The sequence below is a fragment of the Solwaraspora sp. WMMA2056 genome, from assembly GCF_030345095.1.
GTDB lineage: Bacteria > Actinomycetota > Actinomycetes > Mycobacteriales > Micromonosporaceae > Micromonospora_E.
Window position 1 is genome coordinate 2,837,144 of sequence record NZ_CP128360.1, and the last position, 19,772, is coordinate 2,856,915.

Sequence of the window (19,772 nt, forward strand, 5' to 3'; positions counted from 1 at the left end):
CGTCGGAACAGATCACGCCCGACCGTACGCCACGGACGGGATCAGGCCAGCGTGACCGGGTTGGTCAGGGCCGCCAGCCGCCCATCGAGGTGGCGCACCTCGACCCGGACGAACACCGACGCCGTGGCATCTGTGCGCCATCGGATGCTGCCGGCGCCGTCGGCGGACAATGCGGCGCGGTACGCCGTACCCCGGTCGGTGTGGATCTCGACCACGCCCGACGGCACGCCACGGACCTCGACCTCGACGGTGGCCGTGGCTCCGCCGGTGTCGAGCCGGCGATCCAGCTGTGACCGGCGGCGATGCCGGCCAGCAGTGCCTCCACCGTGCGTTCACCAGCGCGCACCACGGTGTGCGGGATGCCGATCTGGCCGGCGAGATGGGTGTCGCTGTTACCGATCGCCGGCCGCCAGCCACCCCTGTGGAGGTCGGCCGCCAGGCTCGCGGTCCAGTCGGCCAACGCCGCCTCGTTGTCGGCGTTCCACGGCAGGTCCGATGCCCACTGTCCGTTCCAGACCTCGACGGCGTCGAAGCCCTGGTACGGGTACTCGAACGTGCCCGACGGGTAGGGCGCGTACGGGTGCGCCACCACGCACAGCCCGCCGGCGTGGTCGACCCAGTCGGCGTACCCGTCGGTGGTGTTGTGCTCGGTGACGGCGACGAAGTCGAGCCCGGCCGCGTGGGCGGCGGCGGTGAGCTGCGCCGGGGTCAGCTCGCCCCCGGTCGACCGCACGGAGTGCAGGTGGCAGTCGCCCCGGTACCAGCCGGCCATTGTGCCAGCCTATGCGGTTCGGGCCTGGCGGACCGCCCCGTGAGTGGACGTTCGCCCCGTGCGTGGACGCTCGCACCGCGCGTCGCGGACAGGTGTGGTTCAGTCCAGTATTCCTGTGAGGAATAGTTATTCCTCACAGGAATACTGCCTTGCAGCGATAGGTATCCGCCGGACCCGTCGGTCGACCCGGTCCGGCGCGGGCGAGCACCTCAGATGTGGGCCGGGAAGTCGGCCTTGCGGATCAGGCAGTGCACGCCCTTGACCGCGTCGACGACCTGGCTGACCTCGAAGTCGGCGGCGGCGCTCAGGTAGGCCAGGGCGGTGTCGCGGGGCATGCCCTGGGTGCGGGCCAGGAAGTCGACCGCGGCGCGGACCGCTCGGCGCATCGCCTCGTTGAGGTCGGCGTCCAGGCCGACGGGAATCCAGTGGGTGGCGGTCTCGGCCAGGGGCGCCTCACCGGCGCCGACCAGCAGGCCGGCCTGCGCCGCCGGGATGACGCTCAACCGCAGAGTGGCCCGCAGCGGTGCCTCCAGGGCGGTCAACGCAACCTCGCCGTCGCCCTGGGCGTAGTGCGGGTCGCCGGCGTAGAAGCCGGCTCCGGGCAGCTGCACCGGCAGGTAGAGGCTGGAGCCGACCTGCAGCTCGTTGATGTCCAGGTTGCCGCCGTGCCCGCCGGGCGGCACCGAGTGCACCATCTCGTCGGTGTCGACGGCGACGCCCATCAGGCCGAGGAACGGCGCGAGCGGGAACCGGGCGGCCCGGCCGTCGCCGAACGGCAGGACCCCGTACAGTCGGCCGCCGCTGCTCACGACCTCGGTGAAGTGGCAGACGCTGCCGTACTCCCGAGGGTCGCTGCCCGGCCCGGTGTCGATCGGGGTGAGCGGGAACTCGCCGGGCAGCGCGCCGTAGCCGTGCCGGCTGCTGACGAAGCCGTACGGGGCCCGGATCGTCAGGTCGAGCACGTCGACCCGGAGCAGGTCGCCGGGCTGCGCGCCGTCGACGGTGATCGGGCCGGTGACCACGTGCGGTCCGTCGTCGTCGTAGTCGTGGGCGACGTCGGAGGCGGCCAGGTCCCGGGCGTCGGCGAGGACACCGTCGGCGGGTACGTCGTACTGCTTGAGGTAGCCGACCGGGTCGCGGCCCTGGTCCTCGAGGATGCTCTCGTGGCTGAGGGTGTCGATGGTCACGGTCTCCCCGGAGCGGACCCGCAGCACCTCGGCGTGGCTGCGGTTGGGGAGCCGACCCCACAGGCAGGTGTCAGGGGTGGTCGGCAGGTAGTGGGTGCCGGCGATCGGTCCCTGGTGCGGCTGGAGCATCGGTTCCTCCGGAAGGGGTACCCGGCCGGGCGGGCGCAGGACGCGCGGCGGTGGGCGCCGCTGGCGGGCCGGGTGACGGGTGGATGACCGGATCGTTTCCGGCGGACCCGCTCGGATGTGTTGCTGTCCTGTTAACAGTCGGTAACCCGGCTACGGAGGATGTCCTGCTCTTGACAGGTGACCGGCTCTGATAGCAGCATCGGAGGGCGAGATACTGTCTCGCATTTCGTAGCGCCGCCGAGGGTTGGCGGAGCACCGCCGAAAGCTGGCGGACCGGACGAGGAAGAGGGCGGTGGGTGATGACGCAGCAGACGCCGGTGCGACCGCTCGGCGGAGCCGATGGCGCGCTGATCGACGAGGACTGGGAGGCGATGCGCTTCCGGGTGCACCGGTCGGCGTACCGCGACCCGGGTCTGTTCCGCGACGAGATCGCCAAGATCTGGGGCCACACCTGGCTCTACCTCGGCCACGAGACCGAGATCCCCAACGCCGGCGACTTCAAGACCCGTACCCTCGGGGGCCGACCGCTGATCTTCTGCCGGGACTCCGCCGGCGAGGTGAAGGTGTTCCTCAACTCCTGCACCCACCGCGGCACCATCCTGTGCCGGCACAACGAGGGCAACACCAAGTTCTTCCAGTGCTTCTACCACGCCTGGGCGTTCAGCAACTCCGGTGAGCTCGCCGCGCTGCCCGGCGACGAGAGCTACCCCGACGACCCCGGCTTCCGCGAGTCGATGCGGCTGCGCCAGGTGCCCCGACTGCAGATCCACGAGGGTTTCGTCTTCATCGCGTTCGACCCCGACGTGCCTGATCTGCTCACCCACCTCGGCCCGGCCGCGCACTACATGTCGCTGACCGCCAAGATCGGCGAGCACGGCATGCAGACCCTGCCCGGCGTGCAGCTCTACAGCGTCAAGGGCAACTGGAAGCTCGCCGTCGAGAACGCCATGGACGGCTACCACTTCGCGCCGACCCACAACACCTTCGTCGGCTACCTGCGGGAGACCGGCTTCGCCGTCACCGACGACGACCAGTACGCCTACGACCTCGGCGGCGGCCACGGGCTGCTCGTGCTCACCGGGCACAACGGCCGGATCGGGATGGTCTGGGAGCCGCGCTTCGGCGACGAGGAGAAGGCCCGTACCGTCGCCAAGCGCAACGAGATGATCGCCCGGCTCGGGCCGGAACTCGCCGCCGAGATCGCCGACGCCAGCCGGATCCTCTTCGTCTTCCCGAACCTGCTGCTGTTCGACCTGGAAGCCCTGACCATCCGCCAGCTCGAACCGGTCGCCGCCGACCGCACCGACGTGCGGGCCTGGCAGTTCGTCGAGACCGGCGAGCCGGAGTCGGTCCGCGCGCTGCGGATCAAGACCATGGTCAGCTTCGTCGGCCCCGGCGGCCTGGCCACCCCGGACGACATCGAGGCGTACGAGGCGGTGCAGCGCGGCATCGTCGCCACCGCCGACTCGGCCGACCCGGCCCACGACTGGTCGGACATGTCGCGCGGCATGGCCAACGAGAAGCAGGGCAACCAGGGCCGCTCCATCGACGAAGGCGCGATGCGCAGCTTCTGGCGGCAGTGGGCCGACCGGGTCGGGGCGGCCACCGCCGTCGCCGGTGACCCGCCGGCCGACCCCGGCGCCCCCGGCCCGTCCACGGCACTGGCCGGCGGACCGGCGGCCACCGCAGGATCCGCCGCCGCCACCACCAGCGGGAAGGAGTGACCCGATGCCCCCGACGACCAACGGAGCAGTGCTGCACGTTGGCACCCGCGAGGTGACCCGGGCGCAGGTGGAGGACTTCCTCTACCGGGAGGCGCAACTGCTCGACGAGTGGCGTCTCGACGAGTGGTTCACCCTGTTCGAGGCCGACGCCCGGATGGAGGTGCCGACCACCGACTGGGCCGGCTGGGACGCCACCACCGCCGGGTTCTTCGTCTGTGACGACTACGACCTGATCCGGGCCCGGGTGAAGCGGCTGAAGAGCCGCAAGGCGCACGCCGAGAACCCGCACTCGCGTACCCACCGGATGGTCTCCAACGTGATCCTGCTGGAGGCCGGCGCGGAAACGGTGTGGATCAGCGCCAACTTCCTGATCCACCGCTACCGCGACAACGGTGCCTACACCTACGTGGGCCGCTACGAGCACGTCCTCAAGGTCGACGACGACGGCCTGCGTTTCCGGGTCCGCCGCGCCATCCCGGTGATGGAGTCGATGGACCCCGGCGCCCGACTCAGCTTCATCCTCTAGGACGGGCCGCCGTGATCACCCACATGCTGGCGTTCAAGTTCCGCGACGACCTGCCGGCCGGCGTCGCCGAGTCGGTCCTAGCCGAACTGGACACCTTCCCGCAGAAGTACCCGGCGATGCGCAACTGGCGCAGCGGGGTCAACGTCAGCACCCGCGACACCACGATGACGCACGGCTTCGTCGTGGAGTTCGCCACCGAGCAGGAGCTGCTCGACTACCTGCACAGCGAGTCGCACGAGCGGTTCGTCCGGGAACGCTGGCGTCCGGTCGTCGAACGCCAGGTCATCGTCAGCCTCCCCACCGCCGGGGACGCGTAACTCATCAAGAAGGGGTCGCAGATGTCCACCGAGGCCGCCACCCGCCGTCGCGGGCCCTACGGCATGGAGTACGCCCGGATCGAGGTGCCGGATCTGGCCGCCTCCATCGAGTTCCTGCAGTACCACGTCGGCCTGCAGTTGGAGCAGCACACCGACGAGCACGCGTACCTGCGCGCCGACATCGAGCACCACAGCATCGAGTTGATCGCCGCCCCGCAGCGCACCGAGAGCTGGACCACCGCGATCGGGTTCAGCGTCGAGTCCGACGAGGTTCTCGACGACCTGCGGGAGCGGGTCGTCGCCGGCGGCCACGAGGTGCTCGAACTGCACGAGCGGATGAAGGGCCTGTGCCAGCGCGGGTTCGCCGTACGTGACCCCAACGGGCTGATCGTCGAGCTGTTCACCGAGTTCGTCGAGTACGCCGAACCGCCGCTGATCGAGCTCCGCCCGCAGGACCTGGTGCACCCCTTCCTCGCCACCGACAAGTACGAGGAGTCGCTCGACTTCTACACCAACGTGCTCGGCTTCCTGCCCAGCGACTACGTCGGCGACGTCACCGTCTTCCTGCGCTGCGAGGACCGTTACCACCACAGCCTGGCGTTGCAGCGCAACAAGGAGTTCTACGTCGCGCATCTGTGCTTCAAGATGAAAAGCTTCGACCACGTGATGCGGGGCCGGGCGCGGGCCCAGTACAAGAAGGTGCCGATCGCCTCCGACCTGGTCAACCACTCGGCGTCGACGTCGATCGCGTTCTACATGCACGACCCGAAGCACGGGCCGCGCTACGAGCTGTGCGACCGGCACCGGGTCTTCACCCCGGAGGAGCACGCCACGCACCGGGCCCGGCGGATGGCCGTCGACCCGCGCAACATCGACGTGTGGCGGCCGGCCGCCGACGACTGGGGTCGTTTCTGATCATCGCCGTCCGACAAGCATGAACGACCCTCGGGGAATATCCCCGGGGGTCGTTTTCTCGTGGTGTCCCGACATTCGTCTATTCCATCCTGGACTATCCATCTGGATCAGTGGGAGGATGCCCTCAGCGGACAACAACCACCACACCACGACATTGGGGTGATCCAAACGTGAGTGAGCTCAGCGTCGAGATCCGGCGACTTCGAATCGCCGGTGGGATGAATCAGAGTCAGCTTGGCGCCGCGCTGCGGGTGTCCAAGTCGCTCGTCGCGGGATTCGAGTCGGGGCGGCACATCCCGCAGGCGGACACCGCCACCAACCTGGATCGGGTGTTCGGCACCGATGACAAGTTCCAGAAGTTGTCGACGGAGGCGCGGCAGGACCGGTACCCGTGGATGCGTCCGTGGGTCGAGCACGAGCGTCGGGCGCTGCTGTTACGCACCTACCAGCCGCTCGTCATCCCCGGACTGCTTCAGACCGAGGGCTACATGCGGGCGTTGTTGGCGACCTCCACGATGAACGACGGGCGGATCGACGACCTGGTGCGCACCCGGCTGGAGCGACAGGCCGCGACGCTCGGCCGGGACAACCCGGTGGTGGTCTCGGCCATCATCAATGAGTTCGCGCTCAGCCGAGGTCCTCGCGAGGTGATGAAGAATCAACTGGGCCACCTGGTGGACCTCGGCCACCGGCCGTCGGTCAAAGTCCGGGTGCTGCCGGACGACGCCGGGCTGCACCTCGGTCTCGGTGGCGCGTTCGTGATCGCCAACCTGCCGGACGGTCGGCGCTGCGGCTACCTCGACAACCAGTTGAAGGGCGCCGTGGTGTCCAGCCATGGCGAAGTGGCCGAGCTGGAACTAGCCTGGGAATCCGTGGACGGACTCGCGCTGCCGGTGGTGCAGTCCCAGGATCTGATGCTGAGGATGATCGATGAGCGCAAGTGAACCGCGCTGGCGGAAGTCCAGCCGATCGGCCAACGGCGGCGACAGCTGCGTCGAGGTCGCCGACAACCTTCCCGATCGAATCCTGGTCCGCGACACCAAGGACCGCGACGGCGGTACGTTGACCTTCGGCCCGGCCGCCTGGTCGGCGTTCGTCGAGTCGACCAAGGACGCCAACCCCACCGCCTGACCCGCTTCCGTAGCGCTCCCCGGAACCCCGGCCACCCGTACCAGGTGACCGGGGTTCCTTCGACGCGCTCTGGCGCATCCCAGCTGGATACCCACCTGGAAGCGCGAATCGACTACAGGTCCGCGGGGCGCTCAGTCGCTCCGGCCGGTCCTGGGACGTTCGGACCATCGACGGATGTGCCGGGTGGGGAGGTGTCTCCTTTGGATCCGTGGTTAGATCCCTGACCATGGCGGGAATCTGGCGTTGGATCGTCGGCTTCGTGGGACTACTCCTGCTCGCTGCGGGGGTGTGGCAGACCGCGTGGGTACCGGACGGTGGCGGTGGTGTTGTCGCCGTCGTTGCGGCGGGCGCGTTGCTGGCTGTCAGCCCACTCGTGGTCGACCGGGTGACGGGGTTGGCGATCGGGCTGGAGGGCGTGAGTGTCGGGCTCGTTTCGGACATCGAGCATATTGCTCCCCAATCGGCAGGGATCCTGAGGCAGACGGAGTTGGTCGGTCTCGCGGAGTCCTACGCGCTGGTGTACGAGGAACTGCGTGGCGCTGAGCACTATGCGGCTAGGGTCGCGTTGCAGGATCTGCTCGTGAAGCACGCGGCGTCTCTGGCGTTGCGTCGAAAGTTCGACCCGGCTGAGGTCCGGCGACTGTTCGCGGAAGGGGCTCCAGCAGTCCGGGTTCTCGCGCTCGGGTTGATGAAAGGTGACTCGGCGTTGGCTGATGTGGACACTATCCGCGCGGCTATCACGGAGTCTCGAACGGGCAATGAGCAGTATCAGGGCCTGCGGCTCGCTGAGTCGCAGTGGCGCGGATTGAGTGCGTCCGACAAGTCCTTGATCTTGGCATCCATCGACGCCGCCCGGATCGAAGCGGGCAGCGACCGAGCATCCATCGCTGATCGGCTACGGTCGCGTTCGAGCGCGTGACGGTAGCGCGACGCCGCGCCATCGCGACGATCGATCAGCGGCCGACGCTGTGCTAGAGGGTCGTCCGGTGGGTGGCGAGCCAGCCGACGGCGAAGTCGACCAACGGGCGCTGGCGCATCAGCCGGCATTCGGCTTCGCGGACCTGTCCGATCGATACGCCGCCGGTGGCCTCGAAAGCGGCACCCACCTGGTCGAAGTCGCCTTCGTCGATGTCGACGTCCTGCCAGTGGGTCCAGGCGCGACCGGTGGGGGTGCGTACGGCCGAGCCTTCCTGCTTGCGCGGCGGGTCCGGCAGCCGGTATTCGGCCAGGTGCAGCGAGGTGTTGCTGTGATGCCCGACGCCCAGCAGCAGGACATCGCCGTCGAGTCGGTAGACGGCGCCGACGGGGGAGTGTTCGCCCAGCATCTCGTCGAGTCGGTGCCCGCCCACCACGGCGTCGGCGAGTGGGCCGACGGCCGCGAACGACACCTGCGGGTGGTCGCTGCGTCGCGCGCCCGGCCAGGTACGGGTGGTCTCCGCGATGGCGCCCATCCAGCGGCTCGGCGTCACCGCCGGATCGAATCCGGGCGTGTGGGTGCGGATCACCGGCCACCACGACTGCGGTACGGGCGGGTTCCGCCAGCAGGCGGGGTCGGTGTTGTCCGGCGTGTGGGTCGGCACCACCAGGGTGCCGTCCGGACCCAGCGCGTCGAGCAGCGCCTGGACCACCGCGACCGGGCCGCCGCAGACCCAGCCGAGCGCCTTGAGTGACGAGTGCACGAGCAGCACCGATCCGCGCCGTACCCCGAGTGCGGCCAGGTCGTCGGCGAGCGCGGCGCGCGTGTGCGGCATGGCGGTGTCGATCGGCTGACCGTACCTCAGTCGGTTTCGGTGGCGAGGGTGCGCCAGGCCGCTTCGATCTGCGCGATGCCGGTCCGGCCCTTGTCGGTCAGCACGATCCGGGTGAGGCGCCGGTCGCCTGGCACGGATTGTCGGACGAACCAGCCGCCGGGTTCGAGACGGCTGAGGCTGCGGGTCACCGTCGGTTGCTCCACGCCGAGTCGGGCGGCGACCTCGGAGACCGTCAGGCCGCCGGGCTCCTGCCCGATGATCCACAGTAGGACGTCCTGCCCCGGGTGCAGGGCGAGCCCGGCCAGTACGTCGGCCTGCGCGCTGCGGTACAGCTTGGCCACCGCTGACCCACCCGTACGGGACGTGCCGCCGGCCGGCCGGCCGCGCCGGCCGGCCGGCCGCGCCCGCCGGCCCGCCGGACAGCGGGTCATCGACCATCTGCTGGTCGGTCGAGCTGATCCAGCCGACCGGTCTCCAGGTGCGAGATGTCGCCGTCGGAGTCGAGCGCGGCCGTCGCCCTCGACCGGGTCGGGGGTCTACCGGGCTGGCGGCCGCTGTGGCTGGTCGTCGGCGCGGTGCTGGTCCCGGCCGCGATGATCGTCACCTTCGTCGGCTGGTCGCACGGCGTGGTCGACTATCGGACGGCGGCGCTGATCAGCCTGGCCTGCGCCGTCGTCGGAGTGATCGTGGCCGGCCGGCAGGGTGCCTGCTGGGCCGAATCCGCTCTACGGTCCGCCGGGCAGCCGGGGTCCCGCCCGGCACCACGGCCAGGCGTCGACTGACCGGCGGCGGCTCAGGTACCTCGGGCGTGCGTCACGCCGCTTCCGGATCCAGGCTCGACACGTCCAGCCCGGCGGCGCGCAGCGCCGACGTCCGGTCGTCGCGGGTCGACTCCTCGCGGGCGAGCAGGTTGGCGTACTCGGCGATGCCGGCCGCGTCCGGCACCGTGCCCATCTGGTCCAGGAAGCGGGCGGTCTGGGTGGTGGCGTCGGCGTGGGCCCGCGCTGCCCGTACCGCCTGCGCGAGCGCGGCGTCACCAGCCCTGTCGTCGTCAGCCACGTGATCCCCCGGTACGTCGTCCGCAGCCCACGGTCGATGCCACCGTCGGCCGATTCTGGCTCTACCCGCTCGCGGGCAGAACATGCGCGTCGGCCGGGAAAGGTGCCGGGTCCGCCGGGAAGCGCCGCCCACGACACCTCCCGGCGCACGCCGCGTACCGATCGAATGGGCGATGTCCGGTGCGTCGGCCTCAGCGGAGGTCGGCGAACTGGCCGGGCCGGCGGCCCGGTCCGGCCGGACCCCGGTACGCCTGGGCGATGTCCAGCCACTGGTCGGCCTGCGTGCCTTCGGCGGTCAATGCCAGGTCGGCCCGGTGCCGGCGGCGGGTGACCAGCAGGCAGAAGTCCTCGGCCGGCCCGGTGATTCGCTGCGCCGAGTCCGCCGGTCCGTACTCCCAGACCGTGCCGGACGGGGCGGTCAGTTCGAACCGGAACTCGACGTCCGGCGTCGGCATCTCCCGCGCCAGGTAGCCGAAGTCCCAGGTGCGTACGGCGAAGCCGACGAGGAAGCCGATCCGGTCGGTACGCGTCAGCCGGACGCCGAGCGCGTCGGCGATGTCCTGGCCGTGCCCGAACAGTTCCATCATCCCGGCGGCGGCGAGCACCGCCGGCGGTAGCGGCCGGACCAGCCAGGGCACCACCTGGCCGGCCGGGACGGCGGCCAGCGCCTTCTCCGCTGCGGCGCGTTCTGCACGCCACCTGCTGAGCAGCACCAGCGGTGGGTCCGCGAGGTACTCCGCGAGCGCCCGGTCCACGTTGGCGTTGAAGTCGGGGCTCAACCTGGCGGCCATCGCGGTGAAGCCCGCCGGGTCGGCGGCAGCCAGCGCAGCCATCCGGAAGGTCGCCGCCAGATGGGCGATCTGGTGGCCGATCGTCCAGCCGGGCGACGGGGTCTCGAGCTTCCACTTCGCCGGGTCGAGCCCACTGACCAGTTCGTCGACGAGGGCACCTTCGGCGGACAGCGCTGAGATCACATCCGATTTCTGGGACATGGCGTTTCCCTTCCGGTGATCTGGAGTCAGCGGTCAGCCTAGGTATCCGGGACGGATTCGTGCGTCTCGCACGTTGCCGACCTGCCGCAGAACCGGTCGTGGGCGTCAAGCAACCGTGAAGATGATGGTGGAGATCGGCGGCCTCAGCATTGGACAGTAACGGCCCATATTCGACGGTCGGTCGCGTCGTCGAGGGTCGGGATCCGATTTACGCTGCCGCTCGTGCCCAGTTTCAGCAGGAGGATCTCCCGTGAATTCAGCTCCCGCCGACGACGTGATGGGTATGACGCTTGAGGCATACGCCGACACGATTCTGCCCGGTGAGAAACGGTCGCCCGACGATCACGCGGTGGCCGGCGCCGCACCCGGTGGCAGTGCCGCCACCGCCGGCGCCCTGGCGGTGCTGCAAAGCCCGGAGGGCGGGATGGAACCTGCCCTCGCGACGCTCGCCGAGCAGCTCAACGAGCATGCCGACCGGTTCGCCGCCGAGCGTGGTCTGGCACTCGAGCCGTCGCTTCCGCCGTTCGTCGCCCTTGCCCACCCCGAGCGGGTCGCACTGGTTCAGGAACTCACCGACCCCGGGCACAGCGAGCGGGAACTGTGGGTCAGTCTCGCGATGTTCAGCACGATCGCCTTCGACTCCGGATCCCACCTGCACACCGTCGACGCGATCGCGGCGGGCCATCCCGGGCTGGCCACGCTCGGTTACTTCCCACCGGACGCCGACGGGCTCTGGCGGTTCCCCGCCTACTCGTACGGCCGGCCACTGGCCCGTCCGCATCCCGACACGACCCCCTCAGGGAGCCCGGCATGAGCAGCATCGAGAGCACCGACGTCCTGGTGATCGGCAGTGGCTTCGGTGGTGCCATCACGGCCTACCACCTCGCCGCCGGTGGCGCCCGGGTGACCGTTCTGGAACGCGGCCCCTGGCTGACCGGCACCGACTTCGACCAGGATTTCAAGTTCGGGTCGTCGACGACGCGGGCCTTCGACTTCGTCATCGGGGACGGGATGAGCGTGCTCGGCGGCAACTGCGTCGGCGGCGGCAGCGTCGTCTACTTCGCCGCGATGCCTCGCGCGCCACGGTTCATCTTCGACCGTCGCGGCAGCATCGGGCGGCGGATGTGGCCGGCGGCCATTTCCCGGGACACCCTCGACCCCTGGTACGACCGGGTCGCCGAAGCCCTGCCGGTCACCCAGCAGCAGTGGCAGAACGTGCCGTACGCGGGCGGACTGTGGGCGGCCGCCTGCGACCACGCCGGCCGTACCGCCAATCCGGTGCCGGTCGCGATCGACGAAGCGAAATGCACCAACTGCAACTGGATGATGTCCGGTTGCCGGTTCGACGCCAAGCGGTCCCTGCTGCTGAACTACCTGCCGGCCGCGGTCGCCCACGGCGCCGAGATCCGCCCGCTGCACGAGGTCCAGCACCTGACCCGCACCGCCGACGGTGGCTACCGGGTGCACTACAACGTGATGGACGAGGTCGACTACCGGGTGGAGGTGGCGAGCGGGGCGATCGACGCCAAGATCGTCGTGGTGGCGGCCGGGGCCGGCGCGACCCCGGTGATCCTGCAGCGGTCGGCACCGTACCTGGGGCGGATGCCGGACGCGGTCGGCCGCTACTTCTCGGGCAACGGCGAGCGGCTGAACACTGCCGTCGTCGACGACGACCGGGTACGGGAGGTCCTCGGGCTGCAGCGGGCCGACGGCGTCGGCTACCAGGCGTACCAGATCGGCAAGGGGCCGGCGGTGGCGAGCTGGGACAAGTTGGATCCGGCGCTGCCGGAGTACGAGCGGTACTCGCTGGAGCAGCTGTACTTCCCGCCCGGCTTCGGCACCATCCTGGCCCAGGTCCCGGACGCCTCCGGCCCGACCTGGTTCGGGGCGGAGAAGAAGGAACTGATCCGCAAGTGGCAGTCCTGGCTGACCATTTTCATCATGAGCGAGGACGACAACGAAGGGGTGTTCGGCGAGCCGCCGCCTTCCGGCAACGGGGTCCGGCTGTCCCAGCAGATGCTCGTCCGGGGTCCGTTGCGGTACCGGCCGACGGCGAATACCCTGCGGGGCTGGGCCGCCGCCGACGCCGACATCCGGGACATTCTCGAACGCGACGGGCTGGCCCGGGTGATGCCGTGGACCAACGACCTGGTCGGCGCGTACACCGTGCATCCGCTCGCGTCCTGCCGCATCGGTGACGATCCCGCGACCTCGGCTCTCGACGACCGTCACGAGCTGCGGGGACACCCGGGGATCTTCGTCACCGACGGATCGGCGGTGCCCGGTGCGTTGACCGTCAATCCGGCGATGACGATCGCCGCGCTCGCCGAGCGGGCGGTGCCGGCGATCGTCGAGGCGGCGCGGCAACGGGGCCTGTCGGTGACGTACGGTGCACCGGCACCGGGCGGTGAGACCGCAGGCCGGCGGGCCACGCTGCAGCAGACGGGTACCGCGCACCGCTGAGTCGACGACGACACCGGTCCGGACGAGGAGGGGCGGTACATGCGCGGGTGGCTCATCCGTACCGGCGTGGAACGGTCGTTGGCCGAGGTGCGCCACGTGACCCCGGTCGCCCGGGGCGTCGCCGATGGACTGGTCGCCGACACCTACCGGCAGGTGGAGCAGGAGTTCGGCGTACTGGCGCCGCCCCTGGTGCTGCACTCGCCGAACCCGGCCGTGCTGGCGGCGGTGTGGTCGATGCTCCAGGCCACCCTCGTCCGTCCCGGCGTGGTGCCCCGTGCGGACAAGGAAGCGGTGGCCGCTGCGGTATCCGTGGGCAACCGCTGTCCGTACTGCGTGGAGGTGCACAGTTCGGTGCTGGGTGGCCTCGGCGGTGGTCGGGCGGCCGAGTTGATCGGTCAGGGCCGCATCGACGAGCTGCCGCCGGGGCCGCTACGTCGCGTCGCCCGCTGGGCACGGCAATCGTCGTGCCTGGACGCCGACCCGGCGCCGCCGCCCTTCGCCGCCGGCGCCGCCGCCGAGCACATCGGGGTGGTGGTGACCTTCCACCTGATCAACCGGATGGTCAACATCTTCCTTCAGGAGTCACCGATGCCGTCGGGGGCACCGCCGATGGTGCGCCGGGCGCTGCGGCGGGGACTCGGCCGGGTGATGCGGCTGGCCGCCGCACGCCTGCCCGATCAGGGTCGGGCGTTGCTGCCGGTGGCAACGCATGTGCCCGACGACCTCGCCTGGGCGCAGGGCAACGCCGCTGTCGCGACCGCGTTGGGCCGGGCCGTCGCCGCGATCGAGCAGGCGGGCCATCGGACGGTGCCGGATCCCGTCCGGGAACTGGTCGTCGAACGAGTGGTGAGCTGGGCCGGCGACCCGCCCGGACTCAGCCGCGACTGGGTCCGGGCCGCCACCGACGGACTGTCGGCCGGGGACCTGCCGCTGGGCCGGCTCGCGGTGCTCGCCGCGTTCGCCTCCTACCAGGTCGATGACGAGACCGTCGCCGCCTGCCGTCGGACGGGGGCCGACGACGGGACGCTGATCGGGTTGACCGCGTGGGCGAGTCTGCAGGCGGCGCGGCGGGTCGGTGCCCGGCTGGGCGGCTCACCGCCGCCCACCCGACCCTTGTCGCCGTGACCGTAGGTCCTATTGCGGGATCAGGAAGCAACGTCGTTCAGATAGGGCGCGTGTCGGGGCCGGCGCGGTGAGCTGACGTCGATTGTGGAGGCCGGTACGGTGGCTGGCCGTGACGTCATCGGTGGAGCAACGGCCGCAGGGTCGGTTGACCGACCATATCGGGTTGGGTGTGGTGTCGGCCCGGTTCGGCCGTGACCTGCTGGAAGAGGTCCTCAACCGCAGCGGGGCGGCGGGAGAAACGCTCGCGGCGGCTACCGGCACACGTGATGGTCCGGTACGTGATCGCGATGGGGCTGTTCTTCGCCGAGTCGTATGACGAGGTGATGCGCCGGCTGGTCGGTAACCTGCGCAGACTCGGCTCGTGGGACGACGACTGGCAGGTCCCCACCAGGTCCGCGATCACCCAGGCCCGGCAGCGACTCGGGCCCGAGCCGATGAAGGCGTTGTTCGAACGGGCCGCGGTGCCCCTGGCCACACCGGGCACGAAAGGCGCCTTCATCGGCCGACGCCGGCTGGTGGCGATCGACGCGACCAGCTTCGACGTGGCCGACACACCGGACAAATCTGCAACGGTTCGGCCGGACGGGCTCGGGGCCGAAAGCGTCGGCGTATCCGAAACTGCACGTCACCGCTGTGGCCGAGTGCGGCAGCCACGCGATCGTGGGCGCGGTGCTCGGTGGCTGCCGCACCGGGGAACGCACCCTGGCCGCCGACCTCACCGGCACGGTCGGGCCGGGCATGTTGGTGATGGCCGACGCCGGCCTGTACTCCTGGGAACTGTTCAACCGGTACGCGGCCACCGGCGCGGACCTGGCCTGGCGCATCGGCGCGTCGGTGTCGGTCGGGCACCTGAACTGGCTCGCGGACGGCTCCTACCACGCGTTGATCTACGCCCCCGGCCTGAGCGCCGCCCGTCGGGCGAGGCTGGCCGAACAGGCCAGAGCCGGCCACCAGGTTCCCGCCGCGCTGGCCCGCCTCGTGCGGATGGTCGAGTACACCGTCCCGGACCGCAACCCCGACGGTGACCTGATCGTGGGGACTGCTGCTGGCCCACTACGCCATCCGTGCCCTCCTGCTCGACGCCGCCGACCCCGCCGGCTACGACCTGGACCGCATGTCGTTCGTCAAGGCCTCCGCGTCGTACGCCGCCAGGTCACCGACCAGGCGGCCATCACCCCTGAGGACCTTTCCGAGGCCCTGACCGACGCTCTCGCCGAGATCCGCCACCAGCCCAACCCGCCCCGCCGCCACCGGACCTGTCCCCGCGTCGTCAAACGCGCCCGCCACAACTCCTACCGCGTCAAACGCCCCACCGACCGCGACACCCGCCACCCCGGACCACCCACACCCCACCTGGCCTGCCCAGACACCCCAATCTGAACGGCATTGGATCAGGAAGCGTCGTCCGTTTTTCGTGCTTTGCCGGCCCGGGCGGCGATAATGTGCTCATGCGCCATGCCGCGTAGAGTGCACCAGGCGACCTCGAAGAGAACGGTTCGTGCGACCAGCATCAGCGCGGCTTCATCTTCGTCCGCGTCGACCGGGATAGTGTCGACTTCCCGACTCGCGATCCGTGCAGCCGCCTGCTGATAGGGGACGAACACGTCCACGTCGTCGTCCCAGCCGAGCAGGCGTAGCGCGGTCAGAACCTGCGTCAGGGTCGACCGGCCCGGTGCCCCCGGCTCGACGTTCCAGTTCAGGCCGTCGACGAAGGTGTCCACCTGATACCGCGCGGTCGTCCCGATCGAGCCGGCCTCTTCCTCCCGGTCCAGCGGAACCAGTGCCTTGTTGATGACCCGGCAGAGTCCGTCCAGTTGCGTGCCGCGGTCGTCCAGGGCGGTGACGATCTCCCTGACCGCCGACAGCGGAAGCCGTCCGACAACGGTCAACGTCGTAATGAGGTACAGCCGGCTGAGATGGTCGTCGCCGTAGTCTGCCTGGTTGCGTGCCGTCCGCTTACCGGGCGGCAGCAGGCCCTCGCGCAGATAGAACTTGATGGTCGCGACGGGGAGCCCGCTTTTCTGGCTCAGTTCTGAGATTCGCATCGAGCTCCGTGGCGGCGTCGAGGGGTAGCGACATTCATCAGTCTTCCACATGGCGTCGCCGGGTACCTACTTGTTGTTTGCCTGGCAGTTCTGGCAACTTGTCGTTCTAAGGAGCAAATATTATCTTGTTCCGATTTGTTCGACTAGGTCGTTTAACTCCATTTCTTCGGTCATGTCGGCTGGCATCCTTTCTTCAAGATTGCCTTAAGTGTAACTGGTAGTTACCTTGGGTCGCTCCGGCGATGGTCGGCGAATGCTGCGGAGTGTGAAGTGCTGCGACTCACCTGGCTCGCGCCGTGTCTGCATGCGTTCCGATGGTGGGTGCGTGGCGAACTGCCGTTCCCTGTTTGGAAATATTGACCGTCGTTGTGCTGCCTGGCGCTTCGTCCATTGGATATTGCGACAATCTGGGGGGTTATTGTCCGATCGGTCCGGTATGCAATAGTGCTTCCGCAACGATGGCGTGCGTTTGTCTGCGTCGTCAAGCAATCAATGGATAGTGGGGATCTCCACCAACCAGGTGTGTCCTGGGCGGCGAATGCGTCCAGTGACGCCCGCCTTTAACCAATCGGTCACTCATGGTGATCGGTGGAGCGACTAATCGTTGCCCACCTGCCGGTGATGGGTTAGCATCGATCCGGATCTAGATGATCGGCAGGCGAAAGCCGGGGCCTGTTGATTTGCTGGCGGTCGGCATTTTGGTGCCGGCTAGCGGTGTTATCGGCCAATGGGTTCATGTTCCTGTTCCTGGCGGCCTTCATGAGGTCTCTTATCGTCGCGTACAGATGGGGAGTCGCGGTGGCAGACGCAATCGAGAAGGCGGCCGAGCGGGTAATAGAGTACATGCGGGACAACCTTGGCGAGCAGTTGACCGTGGATGACATGGCGCGCGCTGCGTTGTTCAGCAAGTTCCATTTCTCCAGATCGTTCCAGCGGTTGACCGGGGTCTCCCCGGGCAGGTTTCTCTCCGCGCTGCGTCTGCAACGGGCCAAGCACCTGCTTCTGTCGACGTCCTTGAAGGTGGCCGACATCAGCATCCAGGTCGGGTATGCCAGCGTGGGGACCTTCAGTTCGCGGTTCTCCCGTAGCGTCGGGCTGTCCCCGACCGCCTACCGCCGCCTCGGTGGCTTCACCACCGACGTACGTGTCGCCGACCGTTACATCATCGCGCGCCGGTCAACCGGCACCGTCTCCGGTGAGGTCCGGGTCGCCGCCGGCTCCGCTGCCGGTCCCGAACCCGGCAACGGCACCATCTTCGTGGGACTGTTCCCCGACCGGATTCCGGAAGGACTTCCGGTGCAGTGTGCGATGCTGGACGGACCGGGCCGCTACGTGCTCGAGTCGGTCCCAGCTGGAGTCTGGTACGTCCTCGTCTACTGGGCGGCCGACGACGACACCGCCGCCGGAGGTGCCACCTGGGTGGGCCGCTGCGGCCCGCTCGTGGTCCGCCCCGGCGCGCCACTGCGGGCCGACGTACGCCTCGCGCCGATGACCAGTCTCGACCCGCCGGTGCTGGTCGCACTGCTCGACGTCAAGCAGTCCGCGCTGGCCGCGGCCGGGCTCGGCCGACTCCCGGCGCAGGCCGTGCCGTCCACCTGACCCGGCAGTCACCCCGTGCCCGCGGGTCACCTGCCCCCCCCGTGCCCGGCGGTCACCCAAACACGAGAGTGGCCGGTACGGCGAACGCCGTACCGGCCACGGCCGTCGGCCGCCACCACGTGGTGCCCGGTCAGTCGGCGGACTCGACGGACATCGGCAGCCCGCCCCGGATCCGCAGCGACAGCATCGGTTCGGGCACCACCCGGTACGACTCCGGCTTCACCAGCCGCAGCTCCCGGCTGACCATGGCGATCACGAACACCGCCTCCATCATCCCGAGGTGGTTGCCCACGCAGAAGCGTGGCCCGGCCCCGAACGGCACGTACGCGTACCGGGGTCGACTCACCGGCCGCGTCGGGTCGAACCGCTCCGGGTCGAAGCGGTCCGGGTCGGGCCAGAACCCCGGGTGCCGGTGCAGGGTGTACGGGCAGATCAGCACGTGGGCGCCGGCGGGCACCGGGAACCCGCCGATCTCGTCCGGCTCCTGCGCGATCCGCGAGAGCATCCAGACCGGCGGATACAGCCGCATGACCTCCTCGACCACCATCGAGGTGTAGGTCAACCGGCGCAGGTCCTCGTAGGTCGGCAACCGGTCACCGAGCACCGCCACGGCCTCGTCCCGGAGCCGCTGGCGGACCTGCGGATGCTGGTCGATCAGGTAGAAGCTCCACCCCAACGTGCTAGCGGTGGTCTCGTGCCCGGCCAGCAGCAGGGTGACCAGTTCGTCGCGCATCCGCTGCTGACCGCGCCGAGGGTCCGGCTCCCGCCGGGTCGAGGCGATCAGCCGGGACAACGCGTCGTCACCGGTCGCGTCGGCACCGTCGCGGGCGGTCCGCTCGGCCACCATCCGGTCGACGATGACCTGAAGGTCACGACGGGCCCGCCGGAACCTCAGCTGCTGCGGTAACGGCACCCACATCGGCACCATGCTCATCGACGCCAGCTCGAACATCGCCTGGTCCTGCATGACCTCGAACGAATGCCCGATCGACTGGTACCGGCTGAGATCGGTGTCCAGCAGGGTCCGGCCGAGCACCCCGAGGGTCAGCTCGGTCGCCTCCTGCAGCACGTCGACCGGTGCCCCGCCCCGGTGGCCGCGCAGCCGCTCGACCAGGCCGGCCGCCTCCTGAGCGACCGTGGCGGCCTGCCCGGCGATCCGCTTTGCCTGGAAGACCGGCTGCATCGCCCGGCGCTGCTCCCGCCACAGCTCGCCCTCGCTGGTGAGCAGCCCGTCGCCGAGCGCCCGGCGGGCATGCACCAGCCCGATGCCCTTGTGGTAGTTGCGGCTGTTCTCCGTCAGCACGTACTTGGCGTGGTCGGGGTGGTTGAAGAAGTAGAACGGCCACGGCCAGGTGGCCAACCGGACGGCGTCGCCGTGGCGGCGCGCCGCGGCGCTCATCACGCCCAACCGGTCCCGGCCGAACTTCCACAACGTACCCAGCGACGCCGGTCCGGTCGGACCCGGCGGGGCCTGGCCGGTCCGGGCCGGCATCACGTCGGCACCTCGTCGCGTCGCGGGTCGAGCTGGCGGAACCGTCCCCGCAGGAACAGCATCGGCTCGTCGTCGCCGTGGCGTATCGCCGACAGCAGGCGACCGGTGAAGATGGTGTGGTCACCGCCGTCGTACGCCCGCCACAGTCCGCATTCCAGGTGGGCCAGCGCCCCGTCGATCAGCGGCGCCCCGCTGGCCGGCCCCGGCCGCCAGGCGACCGCGTCGAACTGGGCCTGCCCCAGTGGCCGCCACCGGTTGGCGAAGTGGCGGGCCACCGGCTCCTGGTCGGCGGCGAGCACCGACACCGCGAACGCGCCGGCGCTGACCAGACACTCGTGCATGACCGCCTGCCGGTCCACGCAGATCAGCACCAGCGGTGGGTCCAGGGACACCGAGGCGAAGGAGTTGGCGGTCATCCCGTGCGGTTGGCCGCCGCCGACGGTCACCACGGTGACGCCGGTGGCGAAGGTGCCGAACACCTGGCGTAGGGCGCCCGGGTCGAGTACCTCCCCGGGCGGTGGATGGTCGACGTTCATTTCGTCCTCC

Annotated in this window: 20 protein-coding genes and 2 pseudogenes; 13 read left to right on the forward strand and 9 right to left on the reverse strand. The window is 69.8% G+C overall.

Going from position 1 to position 19,772, the window contains the following annotated elements; genetic code table 11:
- Positions 1 to 41: 41 nt before the first annotated feature.
- Positions 42 to 772 (reverse strand): annotated as a pseudogene (locus O7608_RS12995) (PHP-associated domain-containing protein).
- A gap of 209 nt (positions 773 to 981) precedes the next feature.
- Positions 982 to 2,088 carry an acetamidase/formamidase family protein gene (locus O7608_RS13000; RefSeq protein WP_289210210.1) on the reverse strand — a complete coding sequence of 369 codons (1,107 nt, stop codon included), beginning with the start codon at positions 2,086 to 2,088 and terminating at the stop codon, positions 982 to 984.
- 299 nt (positions 2,089 to 2,387) lie between these two features.
- On the opposite strand from O7608_RS13000, the gene O7608_RS13005 reads away from it, so the two are divergent.
- From O7608_RS13005 to O7608_RS13035, 7 genes are all read left to right on the forward strand, one after another.
- Positions 2,388 to 3,812: an aromatic ring-hydroxylating oxygenase subunit alpha gene (locus O7608_RS13005; RefSeq protein ID WP_289210211.1), complete on the forward strand. Its 1,425-nt coding sequence runs from the start codon at positions 2,388 to 2,390 to the stop codon at positions 3,810 to 3,812.
- Between the two features lie 4 nt (positions 3,813 to 3,816).
- Complete coding sequence (locus O7608_RS13010) at positions 3,817 to 4,338, forward strand: aromatic-ring-hydroxylating dioxygenase subunit beta (RefSeq protein ID WP_289210212.1); 522 nt, start codon at positions 3,817 to 3,819, stop codon at positions 4,336 to 4,338.
- Between the two features lie 11 nt (positions 4,339 to 4,349).
- Positions 4,350 to 4,655 carry a Dabb family protein gene (locus O7608_RS13015; protein WP_282228761.1) on the forward strand — a complete coding sequence of 102 codons (306 nt, stop codon included), beginning with the start codon at positions 4,350 to 4,352 and terminating at the stop codon, positions 4,653 to 4,655.
- A gap of 21 nt (positions 4,656 to 4,676) precedes the next feature.
- Positions 4,677 to 5,570, forward strand: coding sequence for a VOC family protein (locus tag O7608_RS13020; protein WP_289210213.1), 894 nt, complete (start codon positions 4,677 to 4,679; stop codon positions 5,568 to 5,570).
- A gap of 170 nt (positions 5,571 to 5,740) precedes the next feature.
- Entirely contained in the window at positions 5,741 to 6,514 is a 774-nt protein-coding gene (locus tag O7608_RS13025) for a helix-turn-helix domain-containing protein (RefSeq protein WP_289210214.1), read from the forward strand.
- The gene (locus tag O7608_RS13030) at positions 6,501 to 6,701 is read left to right on the forward strand and encodes a DUF397 domain-containing protein (RefSeq protein WP_289210215.1); all 201 of its coding nucleotides are present in this window, start codon (positions 6,501 to 6,503) and stop codon (positions 6,699 to 6,701) included. The genes O7608_RS13025 and O7608_RS13030 overlap by 14 nt, the downstream gene beginning before the upstream one ends.
- 226 nt (positions 6,702 to 6,927) lie before the next feature.
- On the forward strand, positions 6,928 to 7,620 hold the full coding sequence (locus O7608_RS13035) for a hypothetical protein (protein ID WP_289210216.1): 693 nt from the start codon (positions 6,928 to 6,930) through the stop codon (positions 7,618 to 7,620).
- 52 nt (positions 7,621 to 7,672) lie between these two features.
- Here O7608_RS13035 and O7608_RS13040 read toward each other — a convergent pair whose 3' ends face one another.
- Positions 7,673 to 8,452 (reverse strand): AAC(3) family N-acetyltransferase, encoded by a 780-nt coding sequence (locus tag O7608_RS13040; RefSeq protein WP_289210217.1) that lies wholly within the window; start codon positions 8,450 to 8,452, stop codon positions 7,673 to 7,675.
- Positions 8,453 to 8,478: 26 nt separating this feature from the next.
- Entirely contained in the window at positions 8,479 to 8,883 is a 405-nt protein-coding gene (locus O7608_RS13045) for a MarR family winged helix-turn-helix transcriptional regulator (protein WP_289210218.1), read from the reverse strand.
- A 54-nt stretch (positions 8,884 to 8,937) separates the two neighbouring features.
- Here O7608_RS13045 and O7608_RS13050 point away from each other — a divergent pair, with 54 nt between their 5' ends.
- A complete protein-coding gene (locus tag O7608_RS13050; protein ID WP_289210219.1) occupies positions 8,938 to 9,234 on the forward strand; it encodes a hypothetical protein in 297 nt (98 codons plus the stop codon).
- 31 nt (positions 9,235 to 9,265) lie between these two features.
- On the opposite strand, the gene O7608_RS13055 is transcribed toward O7608_RS13050, so the two are convergent.
- Entirely contained in the window at positions 9,266 to 9,511 is a 246-nt protein-coding gene (locus O7608_RS13055) for a hypothetical protein (RefSeq protein WP_289210220.1), read from the reverse strand.
- Positions 9,512 to 9,701: 190 nt separating this feature from the next.
- Positions 9,702 to 10,502, reverse strand: a complete 801-nt coding sequence (locus O7608_RS13060) for a TIGR03084 family metal-binding protein (RefSeq protein WP_289210221.1) — start codon at positions 10,500 to 10,502, stop codon at positions 9,702 to 9,704.
- A gap of 283 nt (positions 10,503 to 10,785) precedes the next feature.
- Between O7608_RS13060 and O7608_RS13065 the strand changes: the two genes are divergently transcribed.
- The 4 genes and pseudogenes from O7608_RS13065 to O7608_RS13080 form a co-directional block, all read left to right on the forward strand.
- Entirely contained in the window at positions 10,786 to 11,316 is a 531-nt protein-coding gene (locus tag O7608_RS13065; protein ID WP_289210222.1) for a DUF5987 family protein, read from the forward strand.
- Positions 11,313 to 12,965: an FAD-dependent oxidoreductase gene (locus O7608_RS13070; RefSeq protein WP_289210223.1), complete on the forward strand. Its 1,653-nt coding sequence runs from the start codon at positions 11,313 to 11,315 to the stop codon at positions 12,963 to 12,965. Before O7608_RS13065 ends, O7608_RS13070 begins: the two co-directional genes overlap by 4 nt.
- A gap of 39 nt (positions 12,966 to 13,004) precedes the next feature.
- Positions 13,005 to 14,090 (forward strand): carboxymuconolactone decarboxylase family protein, encoded by a 1,086-nt coding sequence (locus O7608_RS13075; RefSeq protein WP_289210224.1) that lies wholly within the window; start codon positions 13,005 to 13,007, stop codon positions 14,088 to 14,090.
- A gap of 103 nt (positions 14,091 to 14,193) precedes the next feature.
- A pseudogene (locus O7608_RS13080) lies at positions 14,194 to 15,269 on the forward strand (IS4 family transposase); the annotation flags it as partial.
- 212 nt (positions 15,270 to 15,481) lie between these two features.
- Here O7608_RS13080 and O7608_RS13085 read toward each other — a convergent pair.
- Positions 15,482 to 16,135: a MerR family transcriptional regulator gene (locus O7608_RS13085; protein ID WP_289210225.1), complete on the reverse strand. Its 654-nt coding sequence runs from the start codon at positions 16,133 to 16,135 to the stop codon at positions 15,482 to 15,484.
- 798 nt (positions 16,136 to 16,933) lie between these two features.
- On the opposite strand from O7608_RS13085, the gene O7608_RS13090 reads away from it, so the two are divergent.
- On the forward strand, positions 16,934 to 17,734 hold the full coding sequence (locus O7608_RS13090) for a helix-turn-helix domain-containing protein (protein ID WP_289210226.1): 801 nt from the start codon (positions 16,934 to 16,936) through the stop codon (positions 17,732 to 17,734).
- 130 nt (positions 17,735 to 17,864) lie between these two features.
- On the opposite strand, the gene O7608_RS13095 is transcribed toward O7608_RS13090, so the two are convergent.
- Both O7608_RS13095 and O7608_RS13100 read right to left on the reverse strand, forming a co-directional pair.
- Positions 17,865 to 19,226, reverse strand: coding sequence for a cytochrome P450 (locus tag O7608_RS13095; protein ID WP_289210227.1), 1,362 nt, complete (start codon positions 19,224 to 19,226; stop codon positions 17,865 to 17,867).
- Positions 19,226 to 19,762 (reverse strand): flavin reductase family protein, encoded by a 537-nt coding sequence (locus tag O7608_RS13100; RefSeq protein WP_289210228.1) that lies wholly within the window; start codon positions 19,760 to 19,762, stop codon positions 19,226 to 19,228. The genes O7608_RS13095 and O7608_RS13100 overlap by 1 nt, the downstream gene beginning before the upstream one ends.
- Positions 19,763 to 19,772 lie beyond the last annotated feature (10 nt).

Excerpts from the sequence above, each read along its gene's own strand:
- O7608_RS13000 (WP_289210210.1), bottom strand. The coding sequence starts at position 2,088 with ATGCTCCAGCCGCACCAGGGACCGATCGCCGGCACCCACTACCTGCCG.
- O7608_RS13005 (WP_289210211.1), top strand. The coding sequence starts at position 2,388 with ATGACGCAGCAGACGCCGGTGCGACCGCTCGGCGGAGCCGATGGCGCG.
- O7608_RS13010 (WP_289210212.1), top strand. The coding sequence starts at position 3,817 with ATGCCCCCGACGACCAACGGAGCAGTGCTGCACGTTGGCACCCGCGAG.
- O7608_RS13020 (WP_289210213.1), top strand. The coding sequence starts at position 4,677 with ATGTCCACCGAGGCCGCCACCCGCCGTCGCGGGCCCTACGGCATGGAG.
- O7608_RS13030 (WP_289210215.1), top strand. The coding sequence starts at position 6,501 with ATGAGCGCAAGTGAACCGCGCTGGCGGAAGTCCAGCCGATCGGCCAAC.
- O7608_RS13035 (WP_289210216.1), top strand. The coding sequence starts at position 6,928 with ATGGCGGGAATCTGGCGTTGGATCGTCGGCTTCGTGGGACTACTCCTG.
- O7608_RS13040 (WP_289210217.1), bottom strand. The coding sequence starts at position 8,452 with ATGCCGCACACGCGCGCCGCGCTCGCCGACGACCTGGCCGCACTCGGG.
- O7608_RS13045 (WP_289210218.1), bottom strand. The coding sequence starts at position 8,883 with ATGACCCGCTGTCCGGCGGGCCGGCGGGCGCGGCCGGCCGGCCGGCGC.
- O7608_RS13050 (WP_289210219.1), top strand. The coding sequence starts at position 8,938 with ATGTCGCCGTCGGAGTCGAGCGCGGCCGTCGCCCTCGACCGGGTCGGG.
- O7608_RS13060 (WP_289210221.1), bottom strand. The coding sequence starts at position 10,502 with ATGTCCCAGAAATCGGATGTGATCTCAGCGCTGTCCGCCGAAGGTGCC.
- O7608_RS13065 (WP_289210222.1), top strand. The coding sequence starts at position 10,786 with ATGACGCTTGAGGCATACGCCGACACGATTCTGCCCGGTGAGAAACGG.
- O7608_RS13070 (WP_289210223.1), top strand. The coding sequence starts at position 11,313 with ATGAGCAGCATCGAGAGCACCGACGTCCTGGTGATCGGCAGTGGCTTC.
- O7608_RS13075 (WP_289210224.1), top strand. The coding sequence starts at position 13,005 with ATGCGCGGGTGGCTCATCCGTACCGGCGTGGAACGGTCGTTGGCCGAG.
- O7608_RS13085 (WP_289210225.1), bottom strand. The coding sequence starts at position 16,135 with ATGCGAATCTCAGAACTGAGCCAGAAAAGCGGGCTCCCCGTCGCGACC.
- O7608_RS13095 (WP_289210227.1), bottom strand. The coding sequence starts at position 19,226 with ATGCCGGCCCGGACCGGCCAGGCCCCGCCGGGTCCGACCGGACCGGCG.
- O7608_RS13100 (WP_289210228.1), bottom strand. The coding sequence starts at position 19,762 with ATGAACGTCGACCATCCACCGCCCGGGGAGGTACTCGACCCGGGCGCC.